Annotated in this window: 16 protein-coding genes; 9 read left to right on the top strand and 7 right to left on the bottom strand. The window is 55.0% G+C overall.

The annotated features are described in order from the left end of the window. Window positions 1–47: 47 nt before the first annotated feature. The 5 genes from HXW87_RS02525 to HXW87_RS02545 all read right to left on the bottom strand — a co-directional run bounded on the left by HXW87_RS02525 (window position 48) and on the right by HXW87_RS02545 (window position 7,171). Window positions 48–1,016: a hypothetical protein gene (locus HXW87_RS02525; RefSeq protein ID WP_239778397.1), complete on the bottom strand. Its 969-nt coding sequence runs from the start codon at window positions 1,014–1,016 to the stop codon at window positions 48–50. A gap of 1,525 nt (window positions 1,017–2,541) precedes the next feature. Then, entirely contained in the window at window positions 2,542–3,435 is an 894-nt protein-coding gene (locus tag HXW87_RS02530; RefSeq protein ID WP_034139803.1) for a TniB family NTP-binding protein, read from the bottom strand. Next, window positions 3,432–5,351, bottom strand: coding sequence for a Mu transposase C-terminal domain-containing protein (locus HXW87_RS02535; protein ID WP_034139804.1), 1,920 nt, complete (start codon window positions 5,349–5,351; stop codon window positions 3,432–3,434). The genes HXW87_RS02530 and HXW87_RS02535 overlap by 4 nt, the downstream gene beginning before the upstream one ends. Beyond that, entirely contained in the window at window positions 5,348–5,899 is a 552-nt protein-coding gene (locus HXW87_RS02540; RefSeq protein ID WP_034139805.1) for a TnsA endonuclease N-terminal domain-containing protein, read from the bottom strand. The genes HXW87_RS02535 and HXW87_RS02540 overlap by 4 nt, the downstream gene beginning before the upstream one ends. A 1,050-nt stretch (window positions 5,900–6,949) precedes the next feature. After that, window positions 6,950–7,171, bottom strand: a complete 222-nt coding sequence (locus HXW87_RS02545; RefSeq protein ID WP_131670701.1) for a helix-turn-helix transcriptional regulator — start codon at window positions 7,169–7,171, stop codon at window positions 6,950–6,952. Between the two features lie 103 nt (window positions 7,172–7,274). Between HXW87_RS02545 and HXW87_RS02550 the strand changes: the two genes are divergently transcribed. From HXW87_RS02550 to HXW87_RS02565, 4 genes are all read left to right on the top strand, one after another. Continuing rightward, entirely contained in the window at window positions 7,275–7,865 is a 591-nt protein-coding gene (locus HXW87_RS02550; protein WP_131670702.1) for a hypothetical protein, read from the top strand. Further along, the gene (locus tag HXW87_RS02555) at window positions 7,862–9,262 is read left to right on the top strand and encodes a DEAD/DEAH box helicase family protein (protein WP_131670703.1); all 1,401 of its coding nucleotides are present in this window, start codon (window positions 7,862–7,864) and stop codon (window positions 9,260–9,262) included. Before HXW87_RS02550 ends, HXW87_RS02555 begins: the two co-directional genes overlap by 4 nt. 141 nt (window positions 9,263–9,403) lie before the next feature. Continuing rightward, window positions 9,404–9,808: a hypothetical protein gene (locus tag HXW87_RS02560; protein ID WP_131670704.1), complete on the top strand. Its 405-nt coding sequence runs from the start codon at window positions 9,404–9,406 to the stop codon at window positions 9,806–9,808. A 1,040-nt stretch (window positions 9,809–10,848) separates the two neighbouring features. Next, on the top strand, window positions 10,849–11,589 hold the full coding sequence (locus HXW87_RS02565) for a hypothetical protein (RefSeq protein ID WP_217325388.1): 741 nt from the start codon (window positions 10,849–10,851) through the stop codon (window positions 11,587–11,589). A 728-nt stretch (window positions 11,590–12,317) separates the two neighbouring features. Here the strand turns inward: HXW87_RS02565 and HXW87_RS02570 are convergent. Beyond that, the gene (locus HXW87_RS02570; protein ID WP_131670706.1) at window positions 12,318–12,521 is read right to left on the bottom strand and encodes a hypothetical protein; all 204 of its coding nucleotides are present in this window, start codon (window positions 12,519–12,521) and stop codon (window positions 12,318–12,320) included. 148 nt (window positions 12,522–12,669) lie between these two features. On the opposite strand from HXW87_RS02570, the gene HXW87_RS02575 reads away from it, so the two are divergent. Both HXW87_RS02575 and HXW87_RS02580 read left to right on the top strand, forming a co-directional pair. Then, window positions 12,670–12,885 (top strand): hypothetical protein, encoded by a 216-nt coding sequence (locus tag HXW87_RS02575; protein WP_131670707.1) that lies wholly within the window; start codon window positions 12,670–12,672, stop codon window positions 12,883–12,885. 177 nt (window positions 12,886–13,062) lie between these two features. Then, window positions 13,063–14,154, top strand: coding sequence for an IS630 family transposase (locus tag HXW87_RS02580; RefSeq protein WP_131670708.1), 1,092 nt, complete (start codon window positions 13,063–13,065; stop codon window positions 14,152–14,154). A gap of 425 nt (window positions 14,155–14,579) precedes the next feature. Here the strand turns inward: HXW87_RS02580 and HXW87_RS02585 are convergent, their stop codons facing one another. Next, the gene (locus tag HXW87_RS02585; RefSeq protein WP_131670709.1) at window positions 14,580–15,335 is read right to left on the bottom strand and encodes an ion transporter; all 756 of its coding nucleotides are present in this window, start codon (window positions 15,333–15,335) and stop codon (window positions 14,580–14,582) included. Window positions 15,336–16,124: 789 nt separating this feature from the next. Between HXW87_RS02585 and HXW87_RS02590 the strand changes: the two genes are divergently transcribed. The 3 genes from HXW87_RS02590 to HXW87_RS02600 are packed head-to-tail and all read left to right on the top strand — an operon-like array spanning window position 16,125 to window position 22,124. Beyond that, window positions 16,125–18,620 carry a TerB N-terminal domain-containing protein gene (locus tag HXW87_RS02590; protein WP_131670711.1) on the top strand — a complete coding sequence of 832 codons (2,496 nt, stop codon included), beginning with the start codon at window positions 16,125–16,127 and terminating at the stop codon, window positions 18,618–18,620. Beyond that, the gene (locus HXW87_RS02595; protein WP_131670712.1) at window positions 18,617–19,912 is read left to right on the top strand and encodes an ATP-binding protein; all 1,296 of its coding nucleotides are present in this window, start codon (window positions 18,617–18,619) and stop codon (window positions 19,910–19,912) included. The genes HXW87_RS02590 and HXW87_RS02595 overlap by 4 nt, the downstream gene beginning before the upstream one ends. Beyond that, window positions 19,887–22,124 (top strand): DEAD/DEAH box helicase, encoded by a 2,238-nt coding sequence (locus HXW87_RS02600; RefSeq protein ID WP_131670713.1) that lies wholly within the window; start codon window positions 19,887–19,889, stop codon window positions 22,122–22,124. Before HXW87_RS02595 ends, HXW87_RS02600 begins: the two co-directional genes overlap by 26 nt. Window positions 22,125–22,159: the final 35 nt, after the last annotated feature.

Raw genomic sequence — 22,159 nt, forward strand, 5'->3', positions numbered from 1 at the left:
TTTGGCGACAAGAATCATAAGGCTTTCAGCCGTTTTTGTTTATGCGGTCATGAGAAATCCGGGCTAGGTACCCAATACGTTTGAACGTTGATCACCACATTAAAACCAGCTACTCCCTTCACCACGAGAGCGCTATACGAGAACCTCTTCTTATTCACGCTCCTCAACCCATGCAACAGCATCAGTGCGGCCTTGATCCATGCACGCTCGTAGGCTTCACCTTCGCCACCGGTGGAGTACAAGTTGTATAGCGTGGCCTCAAGCTTACGATTTTTCGCCCTTGCTACCGCACGCTCGCTGAGTTCTGTTGTAAGGCTGAGTCCATGGGTTCGGTTCAGATAACTGATGAAGCCCTGCGCGGTCGCACGCTGTCCCGGCGACTGAGTGAGATATGCCGTTACCGTCTTCTGCGTGGGCAACGTATCGAACTGCTGTGACGCTGAAGCCAATACGTTTTTCGCGGCACGCAAGGAAAGCCGAACAGAACTGATCGACGTAGATCCGTCGCCTTGTTTGGTCCGAAGATACTCTCGGTAACCCAGCAGTGCTTCCAAGCCAACGCCGGCGGGCGTCGATTCGATCAACTCTTGAATTCGGCGTTTTTCGGAGTGTTGGTTGCGCAGTTGCTCATCGGCCGCGACACCGTACCGCTCACTGAGCCATAGCATTGGGGTCTGCATCCTACGAAGCCCCTCTGCACTGAAATGTTCGAGCAGGAAAACGTACGAGGGTAAACCTACGGAATGCGCATCCAGGAAGCTGAAAAAGGGCACGTAGTGTTTGAGTTTCAGCGCAGCCTTCTGCGCCCCCATCTGACTTTTGAGCCACAGGCAGAACTCATTGAAGCGTTGACGCGTGCTGGCATGGGCGAACAGTTCGACATGAATATGCGCGCGACGATCAAGGCTCTTTTCCCAGGCGCAGGTCTCGCATTCGTTTTTGCGTCCCGCCGGCATCAACCGGGTGCAGCTGGCACACTGAACTTTGCCTTTTTCAGCGCACAATTTACACCGCATCAGACCATCGTTGCACTGGACCAAGAAACGGTGATGCCGGCAATCCGGGCACGTTGCCGCGCCTGCCCGTGCGCATTGAGCGCAGCAGCGAACATCGGGATCGATCGCTAGGACTCGGGTTAGTTTTGTTGATAGCTTGCCGCATCGGTGGCAAGGCTCAGGTTCGGAAAAGTGATGTGCACAGCTGGCACATGCTGGGCCATAGACCGTCATCAATCCGACCGGCTTCCCGGTCTTCTTGCACCGTACACAAGGCGCTCTCGACTCGCAGCGGATGCATTTGGCGTCTTTTTCAAATACGGGGAGCCGGGCGAAATTGTCACAGCCGGAACACAATCGGCGCTTGAACAGTCGGGCATAGCACGTGTTGCAGAATCGCCGTCCCTTGTGGATCCGGTGAATCTTCGATGCGATGCATTGGCATTCATCGCATTTCAGTGGCAGTTCCGGAGGTGTCATCGTTGAAACTTCCTGAGCAATCGTCGCCATCTCATCAATACGCTTTTCACAGAGCGCGGGGTTCGGACTGGGGCGAGGTTGTAGTTACGGCGTCGACTGCTTTTCAGCACTGCGCCAAGTCTAGCAAGTGAGGCCGGTAACTCTCCCGAGCGCGGCAGCAACAGCGATGGGCGCACGCGCTCCCGCTCGGCCACGGCCATCAAGCGCTCGGGACCGACCTCCAGCATGCTCCAGACGTGTGCCAAGAGGCCTGCGCGGTCCACGGGTGACAAATACTCGAATGGCAAGCCCGTTGGAGGAGGCCTGAGTTCGGCCAGGTTCACACCAAGCTCACGGAAAAACATCTCCGTGCAGGGGCTGGGTGCGCGCGCGGCGGTGCGCAATATACCAATCATCCATCGCGACAGAGCAAACCATTCAGTCAGAAGCAGATGGTTCTCGCCATACCGCAGGGTAGGTTTGGAAAACAGCTCATCAGCCGCAAGCTGGAAACTCAGAGCCTGGATCGGTGCCCTGTCAGTTGACGCGAAGCCCAGCTCATATCCGCAGCGATGGCACCGACCTAGCGTCTGCTCAGGTGGTGCAAGCAGATGAGGGCATAATGGCGCATGGCAGCATTCACAGCGGTCCAGCAGAATCACCTGGTGCAGTGGACATGCGCTGTGCCACGCCAGCCGATCCTGTATCAGGTAATGAGGAAGTCGTTCCTTGAAGCATTTTGGGCAGTACTGAAGGCCACCGCTGCGACGTCGATTCCGGCACCCCAGACAGAGAAACCAGGGCGCTATCCCTCTTGGGAATTCCGCAGTTCCCGTCATCAACTGATACAGCGGCTGTAAAGTGGCCGCTTGAAGCGCTGCTGTGGGAATGCCAGAAAGGCGGGTCAGATGCTGCGACTGTTCAATGGATAAATCTCTGTCCGGATCGTTGCACCAGTACCTCAGCCTAGGCCAGACCTCGCCTGTTAGCGTCGTGGCATCGCAACCTTGGGCCAAAGCACATCGCATTAGCCAGGAGGAGATAACTTCGTCCTGCAGAAGAGCTGGCACCATCGGCCAGACCGGATTTAAAGGACGCGCTCCCGCACCCCATCTGCACTGGTAGGACGCATCCATTGGTTTTTCTCCAGCAGTCGACGGTCAATCACTTCCGAACCGTTTCGAATCGCCTCCCTTGCACACTCACGTAAAAGGTATTCGATGTTGCCCGTGTTGCCATTGGAGATCGCGTGAATGAGCGGGGTGAGCTCCGGCGAGTACAGTTTTGAAGCGAATTTGAGAGGGAGCACTGATTCGAAGCTTTTCAGGAAACGCTGAAACTCGGCATTGACCGACCAGTTGGGCAGCGAGACAACCTCAAACCGGCTTGAATACTGCGAATCCAGGACCAGTAGCTGAAGTGCCGTCCGGGTGCCGACCAACACCAAAGGAATGTGGAGGATGTTCGACAGCATCTTCAATTCGTTCATGACATCCATGCGCTTGGCAGCCGATCCGTTGTTGATCGTATGCACTTCGTCAAGAATGAGCATGCGAGTACGCGCATCACGCAAGAGATGAATGGCCTGATGTCGAAGCTTTTCCAGCGGCGCGACGGGGTTGTGGGGTGCCCAGAACTCTCGAAGAATGGCGTTATACAGCTCTCGCTCATCAGGCTTGTGAACTTCAGCGCAAATCACTGGCCGCACGCTGACCGCATCGTCACTGACGTACGGCTGCCCTGATAGCTCCTTGAACCGGGTGACCACCGTGGTTTTGCCTGTATTGGACTCACCGACAAGCATGAGGTTTGGCATGCGAGGACGCTCGGGCTTGCGTAGCAAGCCATTGAGGATGTCCATCAGGTTGTTAGCCGCCTGGTAATCAACCCAGCGCGGCTCATCCAGGAATGCGAGCCGATCAAGATCGGACTTTTCCATCACGTCTCTGAACTGCGGTGTGATATGGGCGTAATTGGTCACCAGACTTCTCCAAAAGTGTCCACTTCATCCACCGACAACAGTTGCGGCGATTCAGGTAACCCAATAGGTGGCAACTTGGGCTCGACGTGCGGCGTGGGCCGAGCCGGCGTAGTTTGTTTGGTGTTGTTCGTCCGCTTCTGAACACTTTTGCGAGCCTGCTTGGTGCGCACGGCAGCCTCAGTTTCCTGCTGCTTGTTTTCGTCCAACATCCGTTCGATAACGTCGTGGTTGACCGCGTCGCGGCCGGCCTTCCTCGCTTTTTTCTTGGCGTTGACGTACTCGCCCACCGTTACGCCGGCGTATCTGCCACGAATGATCGGTACCTCAAAGTGCTCTCTCAACGCCGGGTCGTAGAACCAGATTCGATTAATGTCACGAGGGTCGCGGCGAAAAAGGAATTTTCGAGCCTTGCCTGTTTTAGGATCGGTTGCACCTATCCACGGCCGCAGTGCTTCAGCGAAATACATCGCGTCCATTTCCACGCCATAGGGGTGAATGGTTCGCAGCGTCGCAGGCAAGAAGTCGAGTTGGAAACCCCACGGATCCGCGACCCTGGGCGGTAGGGGCACAATCGGGTCGTGCTCTTTATCTCCGAAAAATGCCAGATTCCATTTCTTGATCGGCGCCATGTCGATCTCTTCATGGAATTTATTGTTGTACTTGATGAGGTTTCTGACCAACCGCTGCTCGTATTCTGCAAACGTGTAGATCGACTGCTTCTCAGAGTCATATTCACGACGCTCGGCAGGATTGCTAAAGGTTGCGCCCCGATCTTTTTTGTTGATGCCGGCGAATGTGCCCATCCAGCGCTCAATGTGTCCACCCCATTGCGGGTTTTTCTTCGGCCTGAAGTCACGACGGATATTGTGGTTCACACAGGACTGCACAAGGCTATTGGTCTTGAAATCAGCACCGTTGTCACTGTGCAGCGTGCCCATTTTCCCCCACACCGGCCATTCAGCATCCACCCCATGAAGTGCCAGCCACTTTTCCTTAGGTAGGATTGAATGGACAACGCACATTGCCACCGAGACCGCAGAGGGGGCATCCATCGACAGGTAGTAGCCGGTCACCATTCGCGAATACACGCAGATTGCCAGCGTCAGCCAAGGACGACCGATGGGACGCCGGTGAACGTCGTCGACAATGATCATATCCGCCGGCGTGTGGTCGATCTGCACGATCTGGAGCGGGTACTCAGTGTTAAGTCCGCCTGGGCGCGGGTCATATTTGTTGCCCGCGAGTTCTTTATCGCCGCGTCTTCGCAAACGCGTCCGATCAGGAATGTTCTTGATGCGCGCCTGCACCGTCGACACGGTTGGAGGAGACAGCTTCAAAGCCTTGCAACGCTTTCGGACCTCATAAACCGTTGAGGCAACATCCGGGCGTTGCTCGGTCAGGTAAAAATCGTCGATGGTCTCGGCAATAACCTTCTCGACGCCCTCAGAGATCCTGGAACGACCTTTGCCCCACCCACGCTTAAGTGGGATCAGTGCGGTAACTTCGCCTTGCTCTTTGTAACGGCGCAGCCATCTGTAAACCGTAACCGCATCAACACCGGCGTCTTTCGCACGTTGCTCGACCACGCTACGTGACTGACCTTCAATGCTCAGGAGTGGGGCGATGACCGCGTAGCGTTTCTGCGCGATGGCCCATTCCTCAGCACCGATATCCTCTAAATCGTAATCTGCGTAGGGCCCTCTTACCTTGTCTCCAAGAAACGGCTTGAGCTCGCCGATTTGAAGCACCTTCGGTTGCCCGGTTTCGACATTGATCGCCAGCACGGATTGGAAATCTAATATCTGGGTAATCCGGAAGGTCTCTTTCTGATAGCAAGCAACCTGGCCGGGCGCGATATTTACGAAAGACCGGTCAATCTTGCCTCTCTTAGGCTGTTCACTAACGAAGTCATTCATTCGGCCACCATGACTTCTAACGAATCGCTCAGAGGCCCGGAAATATCGCAATCCAACTGACGGGTCGCGATGAGATGAAAGATATGCGATTTGCCCAGAGCTTCAGCGCCTTGAAAGTGCAGCGCCACGAGATAGCTGATTGATGCAATGCCCTTGAAAGCGACCGTGCGAATGATGGCGTCCAGATCCTGATCCGCGTAATCCGCGTTCTTGAATCGTTCTAAGTACTGGATGTTCTTCAGTGATTGGCCTCTGATCCGCGATTCGTCATAGATATGGAAGCGCCAACCTCGCTCCTTCGCATAACGCAACGCTGCCTTCCATTTTGGTAGCAGGTCGCGCCAGTTCTCACGCCAGTTCTCTGCCGGTTTGACCTCCACGAGCATGGGGCGCAGATGGGTGTGAGAATGGAAATGAACCAGATAATCCGGGGTATAAGTATAGGATCGGCCGCTGCGAGCAACGAAATCCAGTTGAACCGGCTGCGAGACCACAGTCAGAACATCCTTCCTGAAATCCATCCGACTGAGGAAGTCACGCTCCAACATGGACTCGAAGGCAACGCCTTGTCCGCGAAAAGCAAACACTCCGGAAAGGCTACGCGTCGTAGATTTTATGCGCCTCGCAACTGAGAACCGAGGCTGGTTGCAGCTATTGCTATCCATAATGCGGCCAGTTGCACCTATTAGCATGTTTGAGTTGCGTAATATTTGGGCGAATCATACGACAGAATGCGGAGCACAGCGTAGGTGCGTTGCATCTATTCCCAAATGTCACAGCAGCTCGAAACCGCAACCCGGCGAGATCACCCTCGCCCACCACGGCGTACTGTTTCTCGATGAGCTCAGTGTTAGGTGAGCATGTCAACAGTGTCGACATAATCCTGTCTAACTTAGAATCTGGCTAGGTACGCTCAGCATCGATTCAGCCGGCAAAGCAGCGCCCCCGGCTGTTTCGCTCCTGGTCACCTCATACGAGCTTATGAGGTGACCAGGAATAAAAGCCTCTGTTAGCTAGTCCGAGGGGAGATAAAAATTAGCATACCCGTTGCGACATCGGGCAATTGTTGAAAAAACGGGAAATAACTGAGAGGGGCTCCTTCACAACTAGCCCCATTGCCTGGTGGATTCTCAACAAGCCAAATCGCAGAAGCAACTGACCCCACCTGCCCCNGAGAGGGGCTCCTTCACAACTAGCCCCATTGCCTGGTGGATTCTCAACAAGCCAAATCGCAGAAGCAACTGACCCCACCTGCCCCCACTTCTCTTCGATAGTCATTGCAGGTTGTGCCCCCCCCCCCGCGACTACAGGAGGTCGCTTTTTGGTCGCGTCGATCTCAGTGCACGTTTTTACACAGCCTGGGCCAGAAGCGGACATTGAAGCGACTAATACAGGGGCCACATATCGCAACTCACTGACGAGACCTAACCAAGGTGAGTTTGTTGAGCCGCTAGGTCTACCTGAATTGGATAACGAGACCAAAAGTCGGGCGTTTGTGTTAGCAGTTTTTAGGATGCTGATGGCGGCGAGAGGCTTGGGGAAATGTGAAAAACGGCGCTAGGGTCAGACCTTCTTGAGGCCGGTATTGCTCAGTCGGGTTAGATTTCTGACAGCTGAGGCAGAAGGCTTGAAGGGTCGCAGGCGAGCTCCCCTGCGATGCGGTATAGCTTCTCGACGGTGATGTTTACTTCGCCACGCTCGATCCGCCCCACATAGCTGCGGTCGATATTGCACGCCAGCGCCAGTGCATCCTGGGAAATCCGACAGGCTTTCCTCTGCATTCGGATGCGTTCCCCTAACGCTTTCGCCAACTTATCCATGACCGTCTCAATTCCACTGAGGCGGCACTATCGTGCGTTTGCGGACACACGAGCCACGGATTATAATCCGTATTTCTTTCGCATTAACTCTTCTGGTGCCTCAATGAAATCGGCCTCGTTTATCTTCGATAGGCGTCTGTATGAGCTGCTTCAGGAGGAAGGGCGCACAACGTTCACGACCCGTGAACTACGCGATGCCTATGCCAATCGCCTGGACGGCATGAATTTCCGTATCGCCGATGTACGCCGCTATGTGTATGAGCAGATCCGTCGATTACTGCGCATGGGGTGGGTCGTACTCGATAAAGATCTCCGTGTTCGAGGGCAGATCTACCACCTGCAGCCGATTCCGGCGCATTTGCAACTGGAGCTGATCGACAACGGGTTTGAGAACAGCCTCAAGACTGCCTGTGAGCCCGAGCAGATACTTGCAGTGCCAGAAAATGAGGCTTTACCGCTTAACTCTTCAGACCATACGGATCAGCACTTGGAAGCGCTTCACAAAGAAATTCGCTTGGATTTCCTGTCTTCAATGGGCGAGGCGGAGCGATTCAAGCTGCTTCTGGAGGATATGCCCCATTTGCGGGACAAGGTTGAAGGCGAGTACCTGGAGGCCAGAGATCGCAGTTCTCGCCTGCTCGGGCATCTTCGTGCCATCGAAAAGACCCTCAAGACGCTTGCTGCCCCCTTATGACCCGATTGCTACGGGACTGGCAATGCAGATGTATCACCAGGGCACTGGAGCACTTTAATGTCACGCCGCATTTCTTCTGCCAGGCAACACCGGGGGCTGGCAAGACGCGCATGGCTGCAGAACTGGCCAGCCGGCTGCTTGAGCAAAACAGGATCGACCTAGTGATGTGCTTCGCGCCATCCTGCCAGGTCGTTGAGGGCTTCCGTTCGACCTTTGCTGCGGTGCTTGGCAGGCGTCTCGACGGCCAGATAGGTGCCGTGGGTGCGGCATTCACCTACCAAGCCATGGAATACCGGGATGAGGGGTTCTGGCAGCTTCTTGATAACTACCGTGTGCTGGTGGTCTTTGATGAGATCCACCATTGCGCTGGCCATGATCCGCTGCTCAGCAACGCCTGGGGCCAGCAGATACTGCACCGGATACAGGATCGCGCTGCCTTCACGCTGGCCCTGTCTGGCACACCCTGGCGTTCGGACGATCGGGCCATTGCCCTGGCTCGCTACTCCTCGCCGGAGGGGCACTTGATCTGCGACTATCGTTATGGCCTGGAAGAGGCCATTGCAGACGGCGTGTGCCGATCCCCTCGCATTGTCCTGCTCGACAATCAGAAGGTGAAACTCACGGAAGAACTGGGCGCTGATAGCTCTGTGAAGCTGTTTCCCAGCATTCCCAAGCTCTTAGGGGAATCACCTGTCACCTACGAAGAATTGCTGCGCCATGACGATGTGATCTATCAGCTACTCGATCTTGGCTGCAGCAAGCTCAATGATCTTCGCCAGATCAAGCCGGATGCAGCCGGCTTGGTCGTTGCCACTGATATTGAGCACGCCCAGCAAATTGTCCAGGCCCTGGATGCTAGGGGTGAGGGTTGCCGCTTCGTGACCAACAAAACCCCTGATGCGCAACAGGTGATCAATGCGTTCAGGCAGGGTGCTTGCCGCTGGATTGTCGCCGTCGGAATGATCAGCGAAGGCACCGACATTCCACGCCTGCAAGTGTGCTGCTACCTCAGTCGCACCCGAACCGAACTGCATTACCGGCAAGTACTGGGGCGGATACTTCGGCGCACAGGTGAATCCGATGACCAGGCTTGGCTATTTATGCTGGCGGAAACGACGCTGCAGAGCTTTGCGGAGCGAATAGCGGATGACCTGCCTGATGACCTTGCGGTGCTGAACGAGGTGCAGATGCCAGGCCTTACCCCGGGTTCAAAGCCCGGTTTGATTGGAGTTGTTGGCAGCGTTGAAGGCCTGGATGATGGTATTGGTGGAGGGTTTGAGCTGGCTGACGGGGCAGAAGCTACGAACAATATTTCTCTTGGGGGCTTTGCAGCTGAGCCAAGCTATCAGGTGAACTTTTCTCAGCATTATAGGCAGCAGTTGTTGGCTTGTTTTTGATGCTGTGAGGCCTTAGCCAGAGTTGTGGCAGCGTGTGAATTGCGCGCGATCGTCCGCGTCATTGGCTAGGCAAATAATCGGAGGTAAGCATGGGGATCAAATCGCAGGCAACGGTAATTGTGGCTACAGGGGAGGCCGTAAATGGCAAACATAAGCATTGAAAAGATCAGTGATTTTCTATCAAAAGAAGGCGAAGCAATACATAGCGCCTGTGACGACGAGGCTGCTGGCATCGTGCTTGCTCAGGAGCTGTGCCAAGGAAAACCATACTGCTCAGTAAGGCAGTGGATTCTCGTCGATCTCGATATTTCAGATGACAAGAAAGCGTTGGTTACAGAGCAAGGTTTTCAGCCAGTCCTTCTCTATGCCCACACTGTAGTTACCGATAGTGCACGTCGCTTTTCACCAGGTGATTGGGTCAGGAGCACGCTCTTGGTCGATCAAAAGAGTAATTGTCTTTTTGAAACCAAAAATAGTGTTTACATCCTCCTGGGTGCAGGAAGCCGGAAGACAGCAGATCCAGCTATAGTGACCAGCATGTTTTAATGAGCTGCGAAGAGTTCGCCAGATGACGATGCCCCACGAGCGTTCGCGTGCAATTGTGCAGGCGCGGAGTTTCTGGAGGAGCTTTCACGGGATGCTTCTCAAAGCGAAGAAGTTCGGAGAGCCGCGATACACCGTCTCTGGCACTACCCAAGCATAAGTTAGGTACTGCTTCAGGGGCGGATTCAGGACGGGCTTGAGGCTAAGTATAGGTATCAGCCGTTTCTCAGTTCGAAGCTTGAATAACTCAGTTTCTTGGGATTTTTACAGGGGCCGGTGTTTGCCACATCAAAAAATCACTGCCTATTACGACCGGCAGTGGCCGACCGATCGCTGCCGGTCGTGACGGGCAACAATCGGCCAAAGGCGGACAAATCTTATCCGTCCTAAAATTGACGGCTTGCGTTGGAATCTAAAACTTGGCGCTACTCAAATCGAGGGGGCGTCGCCACGATAATCAAGACTGGCCCACAGATGTGCGCCGGCCTTTTTAATTACCTAGACTATCCTTGTCCGCTTCGGACTGATAAGACGAAAACACCACTCAAAGTGATATTCAGAGGGCACCTACCTTGAGCGCATTTGTTTTACTCGTAGCAGCAGCCCATGGCCTTGCCCCCGTTCTTGGTGGCGTTATAGGCAAATCCAGGAATGCGGTAATCATTGGCGCGGTTATTGGCGGCGTCATTGCCCTAGCAACTGGGAGCCCACGATACGCCCTGCCCGACCTGTTCGCAGTGGGTGTCGGCACCTGGCTGGCCCTTTCTCGATTCCCAAAGACTGATACAGACAGTGGCTCGGGAGCCAGCTAGGCCCTTTCCGGCGCCCACCGGCGGAATGACCTCCCAGGCCTCAAAAGGCTGGCGCCACGATGAATATCAGCGGTAGTATCTGTGACACGCGTTCATCGACGCGTGCTGCCCACCTATGGCTCACCTGGTTCGCCGGGACGATGAAGTTTCACCTTATGCGTTGATTCCTTGAGTTTGCGGAATTCAGCAGTGGGCACTGGATAAATCCGCTCTAACTTTTGGAGCACACGCATGACCCTCCCCCTGATTACTGCTACCGCTGTTGAGAAACTCAATCGCGAAGCGAAATCCCTTGTAAGAAGTTCAGACATCAGCCTCGCTCAGGCCCTAGACCTTGTCGCCCATAAAGCTGGCTACTCAAACTGGCACCAGCTTAAAGAGCTTCACAAGCAATCTGAACACTACAGAAATCTTCTGCCACCTCATCACCGTCAAAGGCTCACATGGGTCAGTTTTAAGGATCGATCCTCAAAGCAGGTCCATAGCGTAAATGAGCTATGTGAAGCCCTCGGAGGCGTAACCCCCTACTTCTTTCGTCTGCCGTGTGAACATGCATCACTTGGTAACCCTTGCCTATGCCAACTGGATCCGTTCGCAACAGCCGTCCAGGCCAATGTCAGGCTCGACATCGGAGATAAGTACGATCATTGGAACTACTTGTTCATGATTTACGAACCAGCACGTGATTTTCACCCGTATCAAAAACGCGTGGTCGCGGGTCTTGCGTCTGCGGCTCACTACCCCAATGAGCATCTGACCATTCCGGGCTCAAATACGGCCAACGATGATCGCAGCAATACGCTCAACCCCAACAACCCGGCCTTCAAGGCTACTGCGGATAACCACGCGAACCAACTCAATCCGAATAATTTCAGGTATGAGCTCAAGGACCATGGCCCAAAACGAGATGATGACGAAGAGGAGGACAACGGCCCGTACTTAGGCATCCCTCTTACCTGGGCTGAAATCTAAGAGCTGAGTTCTCATAGGATTGCGTTACCAGCACTCCGTGAAACGATGAGGTCTTTACGGATGCCGAGGACGCACCATGCGAATTGAGTTTGAGAATGGCGCGAATTTCATTACTGCCCGCCAGGACAACGGCATGGTAGAAATACGCTGCCAGTACCGTCTTACCAACTGCCACTAGACCGCGTCGCCGGATGCTTTCACGGAGCGCCACGGCGGCCCTGCAGCAACAGCCGAGTATCTCAAGCAGTGCTATCGCAGCCAGTAACAACCAATCTGTTCGAGGGATATGCCATGGATGCCTGGATCGCTCACCAGATCTTCATTCGCCGTTTCAATGCAGCCATGGCTTACCTTCTGGTCATTGGCACGCTCGTGACGTAGTTCTTTGCCGGGCCCAGACCAGTTGGAGCCTTGTTCCTCATCTTGCTGGTCGCCGGCGGTCTCTGTGTTTGCATGGCAAACGTGGCTCTGCAGCTCGGAACCCCGCCAGTCTCCGCCACTGACGAAGAAATCCGCCACGCCGCAGCAAGCGGCCCAGCCCAGCCTGGCTGATGCGCCTTGTGGCCAAGCTCGACTGTTGAGATGAAGCCATCAGCCTTGCCGCAGCTGAAAGTCTTCTCTTCGTTGCAATCGCATGGATCATCGGAAAAGAAAAACCCAGCTAGTGCTGGGCTTTTTAATTGGTGTGCTGGACAAGCAACACGTTGAATCGCGATGAGTATTCTCGATTAAGACCGAGATACTCGAATGGTCAAGGTAGGCAGGTTGTTGACGCAGAAGGCTGTTGTTGCATTTGCCATGAAATTTACAAATGTTTTAATAACCACTTTCTTCATACGCCCTTCTCCTTCTTGTCCAGGTTGTTGAGTTGCTTTTGGTGTGTCGATGAGTGCTTGCAGGTACCACATTAATATTGCCAGCACGATCAGCATCAACAACCCGCCTCCCCAAGAGCCGCATATGACGCAGCATATTGCTCTGGAGTCGAAGCAACTTTTGTTGCCAAGACGAGATATAACAATGGTATCACAAGGGCACTGAAAAAGTAAACTTGTCAACAGCTAAACGACTAGATTTAGAATGAAATTTAAACGGAGCCGCACCACAAGAGCGAGCACTGAAGCCCTGATCACCCGGATTGCAACCGATCTGGCGCAGCTGAAAGAGCTGCTCGACCAGCCCTGCCATCTTTCAAGAGTCAACAAGACTGGCATAGAGCTGTCACCGGAAAAACTCGAATCCAGACTTAGCGTCATTCTTGAGAACAACGCAGCTGTGGCACATCCCTGCCCTTAATTACGTTGAAACCAGTTTGCCCAGAATTCGCCTACTGCTACGCAAAATACCCAGAACATGAACAGAGGGTGTCCGGACTTTTGTGAAATCGAGACTAGTGGACTGTCCGTAAAGTTCGTTTATCTATAAAGGAGTAACAAATATACTGTGCACCCCTCCTTTTTCGGCGTGAGTAACATGGCTCGACCAGCGGCTTCTTTTTGTTTAAAACCCACTGATGTTGAGACGCTGCAAAGCTGGTTGTGCATGGGATCTCTGCCTCAGAGCCTTGGTCAACGCGCCCGGATTCTGTTGCTGTTGGCTAGCGGCCTCACGCCCAAGCAGGTCAGCGATCGGTTGGAAATTTCGGCGCCAGTCGTATTCAAATGGCGCAAGCGTTATCAGGAAGCTGGCCTCGATGGGCTGAGCGACCTCCCGCGCAGCGGACATCCACGCAAGCTCGACGAGGCGAAGATTAAGGAAATCCTGACCCTGACGACCCAGCGTGTACCGCGTGAGGCGACTCACTGGAGCTTGCGGCTGATGGCCAAATACGTGGGCGTTACCGTCTGGCAAGTCGCCCAGGTATGGGCCGCCGCCGATCTCAAGCCTCACCGGCTGAAAACCTTCAAGATCAGCAACGACCCACACTTTGCTGACAAAGTGGTCGATGTGGTTGGGCTGTACCTGAACCCGCCTGGCAATGCACTGGTGCTGTCAGTTGACGAGAAAACCCAGATCCAAGCGCTGGATCGCACCCAGCCCATGCTGCCTCTCAAGCCGGGTCAGATCGAGCGCAGGACGCATGACTACAAGCGTCACGGTACGGCCAGTTTGTATGCCGCTTTCGACATCCTGACGGGCCAGGTCATTGGTCGCATCACCCAACGACACAGGGCCAAAGAGTTCCTTGAGTTCCTTCGGCAGATCGACCGCGCGACGCCTGCCGAGCTGGATCTGCATTTGATTCTGGACAACAGCTCGACTCACAAGACGGCCGCCGTCAGGGCGTGGCTGGAGAAGCATCCCCGCTTCAAGCTCCACTTCACGCCGACCAGCGCCTCATGGCTGAACGCCGTAGAGGGGTGGTTTGCTCAATTGGAAAGGCGGGCGCTGTATCGCGATGCGTTCAGCAGCGTGGCTGATCTGAAAGCGGCCATTCGCCGTTTTATCGAGGCCCATAATGAGCATTCAGACAAGCCATTTCGCTGGAACAAAACGGCTGAATCCATCATCAGCTCTGTTAATCGCGCAAAGCTCACCGCAATCAAGAATAAGTTATTGAACTAACCAAACAGTCCACTAGGAGAACTAAACACGACGCACTGCTGACGTAAATCATCTTGTCTAGCACAGAGACGATGAATGTCCCCTTATGGCCCAGGCTGTGTAAAAACGCTGGCTCCTTTTTGAGGTCTGCGTTGCTACGTAAAATCTGCCCGCGCGTGGTTGGTCAGCAGCCCTGAAATTTGCATACGGACGCGTTTTTCGTTGCGATTCTGACTGTCAAACTCGCCTTAAAGCGTTTTCACACAGCCTGGGCCGGTAGCGGCCTGTCGTGAACGGCCGGAACAGATCCATTGCTGCCTGTTTGGACGGGTAGAAAACGGCCCGAGGCCGCCGGCCTGCTCTATAAATAAAGTCCCCCTTTTTGTCCGATGTTCAAACGCAGTCCGGGTGCGGTCTTGATCCGGCGCTGAAATCAAAATGCCATTTCAAGCCTCCTTGCTTTCCTGGTTCTGAAACGCGTCACTGAAAGCCGCCGCTAATATGCCGGTTGGCATGGCGACCAACCCAATACCAGCAACCGCAGTAATACCGGCGAAAAAGCGGCCGGCAGCGCTTATTGGAGTGACGTCTCCGTAGCCAACCGTTGTCAGCGTGGCGACACTCCACCACAAGGCTCTCGGGATGCTGCCAAACGCTTCCGGTTGCTCAGCAGCTTCAAGCACGTAGAGGAAGGTGCTGGAGACCAGAAGCAGCATCAATGCGGCCATGCCACTCAGCATCAACTCGTAACGGCGCTTGGCGATGGCTTGCCACAGAAGCGTCCAGGCTTTTGTGAAGCGCCCAAGCTTCGACACCCTGAGAATTCGCACCAGTCTGGCCAGGCGCAAGTAGAAGGCGGTGCCGTCGAATACAGTCAGCAGCAAAGGTAGTAGAGCAATGAGATCAATGATCGACCAGACGCTGAAAATGTATTTGAGCCGGCCATATTTGCCCGAGAACAGGGGATTCATCGGAGCGATGTAGACCCTCAAGCAATACTCGATCAGAAAAACCCCAAACAGCAACCACTCTACTGCACTGAACATCTGATGGTAGGTTTCGGCTATAGGCTGCTCGGTTTCCAATACTGCCAGCAGCACCGCGCCGATAATCAGTATGCAGATGAAGCGGTTGAAACCTGATAAGCCATGGCTTCTGGCAGTTGCATCGACCTCAAGAAAAAGACGTTCCCTGATATTCATCGTGATGCTTCCCTATGTTGGCGATATGCATGGCAAAGACTTCTGACGGATTTTTCTCAGACACCGTCGGTCACTCGAAGTGACTATTTCGATGGATCATGGTGCGATTCCGTGCTCTCTTGGCTTATCAGCAATGATGGCATTATGAGGTCGCCCATGAAGCGTTTGGCTATTGGTTTTGCTCTACTGTTTGCCATCAACCTCCCTTCTCTGGCGGTCAGTTCCTCTAGCCATGGTATGTCACGAAACGGAACGGAGATTGTCGAGCACGGAGGTGGATGCCGCAAAAGCTCACCGCCAGGGCAGTGTTGTCATATGGATAACAAGGCCGGGAGTGTTCACTGTCATTGAGGCTGAGGCCCAGCACCGCATGCAGTCGACTGGCTGAGGGCTATGTGCCGACATGCCCAGAGGAGCGGCTATATCGGCAACGGGCAGGCCTCGCTCGGTCACTTACCTGACGGCTTCAGCCTTGACTTCTGGGGTGAATCGTTGGGTGCTCATAGACTTTCTCCTATGCTCAAAGCATAGGCCGGGGATGTCTACCGGGGCGGGGGTAGTCCAAGCATAGGCCGCTACCGGATCGGGGGTAGTCCAGTGCTTGCTGAGCGCCTCAAAAATGACTCACATTGAGGGCTCCAAACGACTTGGTACCAGAACGCGAACTGAAATCGCAGGCAAAAGTGATTCACGAGGCCATATCCCGAGGATCAAAGAGATTGGCTGATCAGCTCAAATTGCAGATACTGACAATAAGCCAGTATGGACTTAGAGGGGCAGTCAGATCTGATGGCACGGAAGCGAAGAAACAAATCTGAAATTTCCGGGGTAGCTATCCTTGGAGTTTTGTTCTTGGGAGCGATTGCCTCCATCCCCAAAGAAGCCTGGATTGCTCTTGCTGGAGTCGGGGTGATCAGCTTCGGTATATGGCTGATTGTAAAGGCCTACAGCAACTCGTCCAGAACCCCGCCCGCGGTGACACATCAACAGCACCGCCCTCCATCTTCGACAAATCGGCCTAGAGCGGTAGAGGCTGATCCGAATCGGGTCCTAGTGTTCTCTCTGGACGAGGTCGAAATCCAAGATCAGGCCCATACAGGCAACACTCGGGAACTGGCACCTGCTGTGGAGGAGAAAGTCAGGCGGCGAGCGGACTCAGAATTTTTCACGGTCACCCTCGAGGTCTCGACACCATCCTCATATCGCCTGCCGAGTGCGCCGGTGACACTGATGGATGAAAATGTCCGATGGATTCCGGCCGGTGAATTCGTAGAGGTAGCCGGAGAAAAGATTCCTGGCGGCATGATCTATGTCGGTACAGGGCGAGTTGATCGTTATGCTGCACCCGAGCCGTCTTTGATCAACCCCAAACTCAAGGTTTCGCGTGGTGTTATCGACATCGCCGAGAGGCTGACTGGCTACTGGGCCAGTTACGACTCGATTTCACCCGAGGCGCGGCGCGCCTACTTGCAATGGCTGTCCAGTGGACGGAAAGCACCTCATGCCAATATCGGCTATGTATTCCTGTTCTTCTACGGCCTTGAGCGGCGTGTATTCGTTGATGCGAAGAGCGATCCTAATGTCGCTTCCGAAATCGCTGGCATCGCGTTGGAAGTCGAGCGCCTTCTCGCCATCTATGGGGGGAGCAGTTCATTCAGCAACTACGCCGGTCGGTTTCTCGCGTTTCTGCGCATGGGTGAGACCCCGCCGAGACGTTATTTGGCACCGCCTCCGGAAAACCAGGCCTACGGTTATGAAATGCCCATGGAATTGCGTATTGGCCTGGGGCAACTAGCTACCGACAAGCAGCGTGTGCCCGCCGAATGGGCCTTGTCCTGGGCGCTGGCGGATCAGAATATTGGCAAGCGAACGCCAGTGAGCCGTTGCCATGACGCCTTCGCCGTGTTGTTCAAGATCAAGTATGAGCAGCTTCATGGCGACGGCTTGATTCTGCCGCAGAATAAGACCAGGTTGAAGTTGCAGTACAACACCGCGTCGGCTGCCTTGCCGGTTCAAGCGCTCGAGGGGGTGGGTGATATCCCCGACGTAACAGCGACTTCAGTACCCCGAAAAAAACTGCAGCAGATAGTCGATGAATGCACGGCGGAGCTGGAGGCCTACAGCCGATATCTCGGTCGTAATCCGGATGCCCCCGATGCCTTGGAAGGCTTGCTGCAGCTTCCCATCATGCTGTGGCCGGCGGCTTCGCGTGCTGAGTTGGATGCGCTGAAGCAGCGCCTAGGTGACGGCATGGTGGTCATGAGTTTCGGCGAATTGGCGGGGCGACTGAAAAGTGCCGGAGCCCTTTCGCGGGACAAGGTGATCGCACTGGCGCGGGCGTTGGAGTCATTGCATATCGGCATTGAGCCAGATGTATTAGCCGGCAGCAAAACACCTAAGGCGGAAGATACCGTGGCGCTGTTTGCCACCCAGATCGAAGACGGGGATCTAAGAGCATCTCCCGCTTACAATGCCGCCTCGGTCACCTTGGATCTAGCCTGTGCCGTTGCGGCGGCGGATGGCGACACATCTCCAGAAGAGATCATGCTGCTGTCCCGTCACGTCGATTCTTGGAGCCACTTGAGTGGGGCGCATCGCAAGCGCCTGAAGGCCCACCTCCGTCTAAAACTCAACCAGCCGCCGACCTTGCAAAGCCTGAAGAAAAAGCTGGAACCGCTGACCAGCTCGGCGAAGCGAACTGTGGCGGCGTTCCTTGCCCACCTAGCTCAAGCGGATGGGGAGGTGAGCCCTGCGGAAGTGAAGTTGCTTGAGCGTGTCTACAAGGTTCTTCAACTGGACTCTCAGCTCCTATACGGCGACCTCCATGTGGCAGCTAGTGGCGCGCCGACGAGCACTGCTCCTGCAGTTGCGTCGATATCACCGTCCTCCGCATCGTCAGCGTCGATGACTGGCTTCACGCTGGATCATGAGCGGATTGCCCAACTACAACGTGAAACCGAGCAGGTGTCGGCGTTGCTGGCCCAAGTTTTCGTGGATGAGCGAATCGTCGAGCCTGAGGAGCCCGATAATAGTGGCGCTTCGGATGACGCCAGCAGCATCTGTGGGCTGGATGCTGATCACTCGGCCTTCCTTCGCTTGCTTGTCTCTCGGATGGAATGGTCACGAGAGGAGTTGGAGGCGGTGGCCAGCGATATGGATCTCATGCTCGATGGCGCGCTTGAGCACATTAACGACATGGCCTTCGAGCATTTCGATATGCCTATTACCGAAGGTGAAGATCCCCTCGAGATCAATCCTGACATCATGGGAAAATTACCGTTATGAGCAGCATCAGAGCTAAAGATCGCGATGCGGTTATTCAGTCCCTTCGTGCGGGAGTCGTTCCGCGGGCAGGTCAACACCTGATCCAGGTGGGTAGGGTTGGTGAGCTGGAAGCGCTCATTCGTGATGTCGAGCGCTTGACCGAGAGCGGTTCAGCGTTTCGAGTCGTAATTGGTGAGTACGGCGCGGGAAAAACCTTTTTCCTGAATCTTGTGCGTTCCATTGCGATGGAGCGCAAGCTCGTGACCATGCATGCGGATCTGAATCCCGATCGCCGGCTCCATGCCTCTGGTGGCCAGGCTCGCTCGCTTTATGCTGAGCTGGCGAAAAACATGTCAACGCGTACCAAGCCTGATGGCGGAGCCTTGCAGGGCATTGTCGAAAGGTTCATATCCCAAGCCAAGAGCGAGGCCAAGGCGTCCGGTAAGGACAGCGAGGCTGTGATACGCGAGCAATTGGGCCAATTGACCGAGATGGTCAACGGCTATGATTTCGCTGATGTGATTGCGGCCTATTGCAAGGGCTTCGAGGAGGGCAACGAACAGCTCAAGGCCGATGCCATCCGCTGGCTGAGAGGTGAGTTCACCACAAGAACCGACGCGCGCTCTGCCTTGGGTGTACGCACAATCATCGACGATGCTTCCGTCTATGATCAGCTCAAGCTCCTGGCTCGGTTTGTCCGCTTGGCGGGCTTTGAGGGGTTGATGGTTTGCCTGGATGAGCTGGTCAATCTCTACAAACTAGCCAATACCCAGGCACGTAACGCCAACTACGAACAGATCCTGCGCATCCTTAACGACTCTTTGCAGGGTTCTGCCGAAGGCCTTGGATTTGTGCTCGGAGGCACCCCCGAATTCCTGATGGATACCCGCCGCGGCTTGTACAGCTATCCGGCTTTGCAGTCACGTCTGGCGGAAAACAGTTTCGCCAAGTCTGGGTTGGTGGATCTGTCAGGGCCAGTCATCCGCCTAGCGAGCCTGACACCCGAGGATTTCTATGTGCTTCTTCAGAAGCTGCGCCATGTCTACGCCTCGGGCGACAGCGCACGCTACCTCCTTCCTGACGAGGCGCTGCCTTTGTTCATGGCGCATTGCAACCAACGGTTGGGGGATGCCTATTTCCGTACACCCCGCACCACGATCACGGCATTCATCAACTTGCTGGCCGTGCTGGAGCAGAACCCGGGCGCGGACTGGAGACATTTGTTGGGGGCTGTGGAGCTGAGCCCGGATAGAGGTGGTGAAACCGACACTCAAGTAGATGCCGACGATGAGCTCGCAACCTTCCAGCTCTGAGTCGGAGGGCTTCAGCCTTCTTGACTCCCGGATTCAGCGCTGGATTTGGATGGAAGGCTGGACCTCTCTACGAGATGCCCAAGAGCGGGCCATCCCCGCGCTGCTCAATGCTGATCAGGACGTCATCGTCGCCGCGGCGACGGCGGCGGGGAAAACCGAGGCCGCGTTCCTGCCCATTCTGACGAACCTGCTGAAGCAGCAGGAGCCGCCAGGGTCAGTGCTTTACATCAGTCCGCTCAAGGCACTGATCAATGACCAGTGGGAGCGATTGAGCAAGCTATGCGACGAACTCGAGATTCCCGTCGTTGCCTGGCACGGCGATATCTCGTCGAGCCGCAAGCATCGCTTTCTAAAATCCCCTGAAGGCGTGCTGTTGATCACCCCAGAGTCTCTTGAAGCGCTGTTCGTGAACCGGGGGACGAGTCTGCCTGGGATTTTCGCGAACCTGCGCTACCTCGTGATTGATGAGCTGCATGCCTTTATCGGCAGTGAGCGAGGCAAGCAACTGCAGTCTTTGATGCATCGGGTCGAGCAGGTGATCGGACGTCCTCTCCCGCGAGTAGGTTTGTCAGCGACACTGGGCGACATGATGCTGGCTGCTACCTTCTTGCGCCCAGCTTCCCCGAGCAAGGTGACGGTGATCGAATCGAAAGGTTCGGGGCAAATTCTGAAAGTTCAGATCAGAGGCTTTCAGGAGCCAGAGAAAGACACACCCCAGCAGCCCGAAGATAAGGAGAGCCTAGAAGACAACTCAGCCTCCGATCACGCAATTTCCGAGCACCTCTTCCAGGTGCTGCGTGGAAGCAACAACTTGGTGTTCCCTAACAGCAGGACTCAGGTCGAATGGTTTGCCGATCAGCTGCGGCGTCGCTGCGAGCAAGACGGTGTACCTAATGAGTTCTGGCCACATCATGGCAGCCTGTCGAAAGATATTAGGGAGGATACCGAGCGGGCCCTTAAAGCGGGGGACCGGCCGGCGACTGCGATCTGTACCACTACGCTGGAACTGGGCATCGACATTGGCAGCATCAAAACGGTTGCACAGATAGGGCCGCCGCCTTCAGTTGCCAGTTTGCGCCAGCGTCTTGGCCGTTCTGGACGTCGCCCAGGAGAGGCAGCCATTCTCCGCGGATACTGCAAGGAGCGCCGATTGACGGATGACTCCCCAATATCGGATCGCTTGCGCCAAGGATTGGTACAAAGCATCGCGATGATCCGGCTACTGATGAGGGGATGGTTTGAACCGCCAAGAGCGCAGGGGCTGCATTTGTCGACCTTGGTGCAACAATGCCTCTCGATGATTGCGCAGCAAGGTGGTGCCACTGCGGCTGAGTTGTGGGGAACGTTAGTACGCAACGGCCCTTTCTTGGCTGTCGAGCAGGGCAGCTTTCTGAATCTCCTGCGTGCTTTGGGTGAACGAGATCTGATTATTCAGGAATCGGCTGGGCTTCTGCTGCCAGGTGAGTTGGGCGAGCGGCTGATCAACCACTATGACTTCTACAGTGCATTCACAAGCAATGAAGAATTCCGAGTTGTTTGCGATGGCAGACCCCTTGGGGCCCTGCCTGTCTCGCGACCACTGTGTGCTGAACAACGCATCATCTTCGCCGGGCGTCGTTGGCAGGTGATTAACGTTGATACGGAAGGCAAGGTGATTGTCGTCAGGCCCTCTCCAGGAGGAGCTCCCCCGGCTTTTGACGGTCTGGCTGCTCGAGTTCACGACAATGTTCGGCAGGAGATGAAAACCGTACTGCAGGAAGAGAAGGCTTATCCCTACCTCGATCCAGTGGCACAGAGTTTATTGGCGGAGGCGCGGCAAAGCTTTGCTGATCTTGAGTTGGGCCACCAGAGCTTTATTGGGAGCGGAGGAAGAACCTGTCTTTTCACCTGGCAGGGCGATTGGACCAACGACGCCTTGGCCGTTCTTCTGGAGTACGTCGGTTTGCCCACTGAGAACTCAGGGCTAGTCATCGAAGTGCAGGGGGGAGTGGCGTTGCTTGAAAGCAAGCTTCGAGAGGTTGCTGCGTTGAAAGAGCTTAAGGCGAGCACCGTCCTTCACAATGTTCAGAATTTGATCAGGGAGAAATGGGACTGGGCGCTGCCTCCTGAGCTTCGTATGGAGTCGTTCGCCACGATGTATCTCGATCTGGAGAAAGCACAGCAAACCGCAGCTCATCTGATTGGACTTGATACCCCAGCTTCTCTTTCGTGATGCCATGTATTGCTAGATTGAAGACAGCGTCCTAC

Origin of the sequence: Pseudomonas sp. Y5-11 (assembly GCF_022368695.1) — a bacterium.
Lineage (GTDB): Bacteria > Pseudomonadota > Gammaproteobacteria > Pseudomonadales > Pseudomonadaceae > Aquipseudomonas > Aquipseudomonas parakoreensis.

Bases quoted from the DNA above. Each gene is read 5' to 3' on its own strand.
- HXW87_RS02525 (WP_239778397.1), bottom strand. From the start codon at position 1,016: ATGCGGTGTAAATTGTGCGCTGAAAAAGGCAAAGTTCAGTGTGCCAGC.
- HXW87_RS02535 (WP_034139804.1), bottom strand. From the start codon at position 5,351: ATGAATGACTTCGTTAGTGAACAGCCTAAGAGAGGCAAGATTGACCGG.
- HXW87_RS02540 (WP_034139805.1), bottom strand. From the start codon at position 5,899: ATGTTGGAGCGTGACTTCCTCAGTCGGATGGATTTCAGGAAGGATGTT.
- HXW87_RS02545 (WP_131670701.1), bottom strand. From the start codon at position 7,171: ATGGATAAGTTGGCGAAAGCGTTAGGGGAACGCATCCGAATGCAGAGG.
- HXW87_RS02550 (WP_131670702.1), top strand. From the start codon at position 7,275: ATGAAATCGGCCTCGTTTATCTTCGATAGGCGTCTGTATGAGCTGCTT.
- HXW87_RS02555 (WP_131670703.1), top strand. From the start codon at position 7,862: ATGACCCGATTGCTACGGGACTGGCAATGCAGATGTATCACCAGGGCA.
- HXW87_RS02560 (WP_131670704.1), top strand. From the start codon at position 9,404: ATGGCAAACATAAGCATTGAAAAGATCAGTGATTTTCTATCAAAAGAA.
- HXW87_RS02565 (WP_217325388.1), top strand. From the start codon at position 10,849: ATGACCCTCCCCCTGATTACTGCTACCGCTGTTGAGAAACTCAATCGC.
- HXW87_RS02570 (WP_131670706.1), bottom strand. From the start codon at position 12,521: ATGCTGATCGTGCTGGCAATATTAATGTGGTACCTGCAAGCACTCATC.
- HXW87_RS02575 (WP_131670707.1), top strand. From the start codon at position 12,670: ATGAAATTTAAACGGAGCCGCACCACAAGAGCGAGCACTGAAGCCCTG.
- HXW87_RS02580 (WP_131670708.1), top strand. From the start codon at position 13,063: ATGGCTCGACCAGCGGCTTCTTTTTGTTTAAAACCCACTGATGTTGAG.
- HXW87_RS02585 (WP_131670709.1), bottom strand. From the start codon at position 15,335: ATGAATATCAGGGAACGTCTTTTTCTTGAGGTCGATGCAACTGCCAGA.
- HXW87_RS02590 (WP_131670711.1), top strand. From the start codon at position 16,125: ATGGCACGGAAGCGAAGAAACAAATCTGAAATTTCCGGGGTAGCTATC.
- HXW87_RS02595 (WP_131670712.1), top strand. From the start codon at position 18,617: ATGAGCAGCATCAGAGCTAAAGATCGCGATGCGGTTATTCAGTCCCTT.
- HXW87_RS02600 (WP_131670713.1), top strand. From the start codon at position 19,887: ATGAGCTCGCAACCTTCCAGCTCTGAGTCGGAGGGCTTCAGCCTTCTT.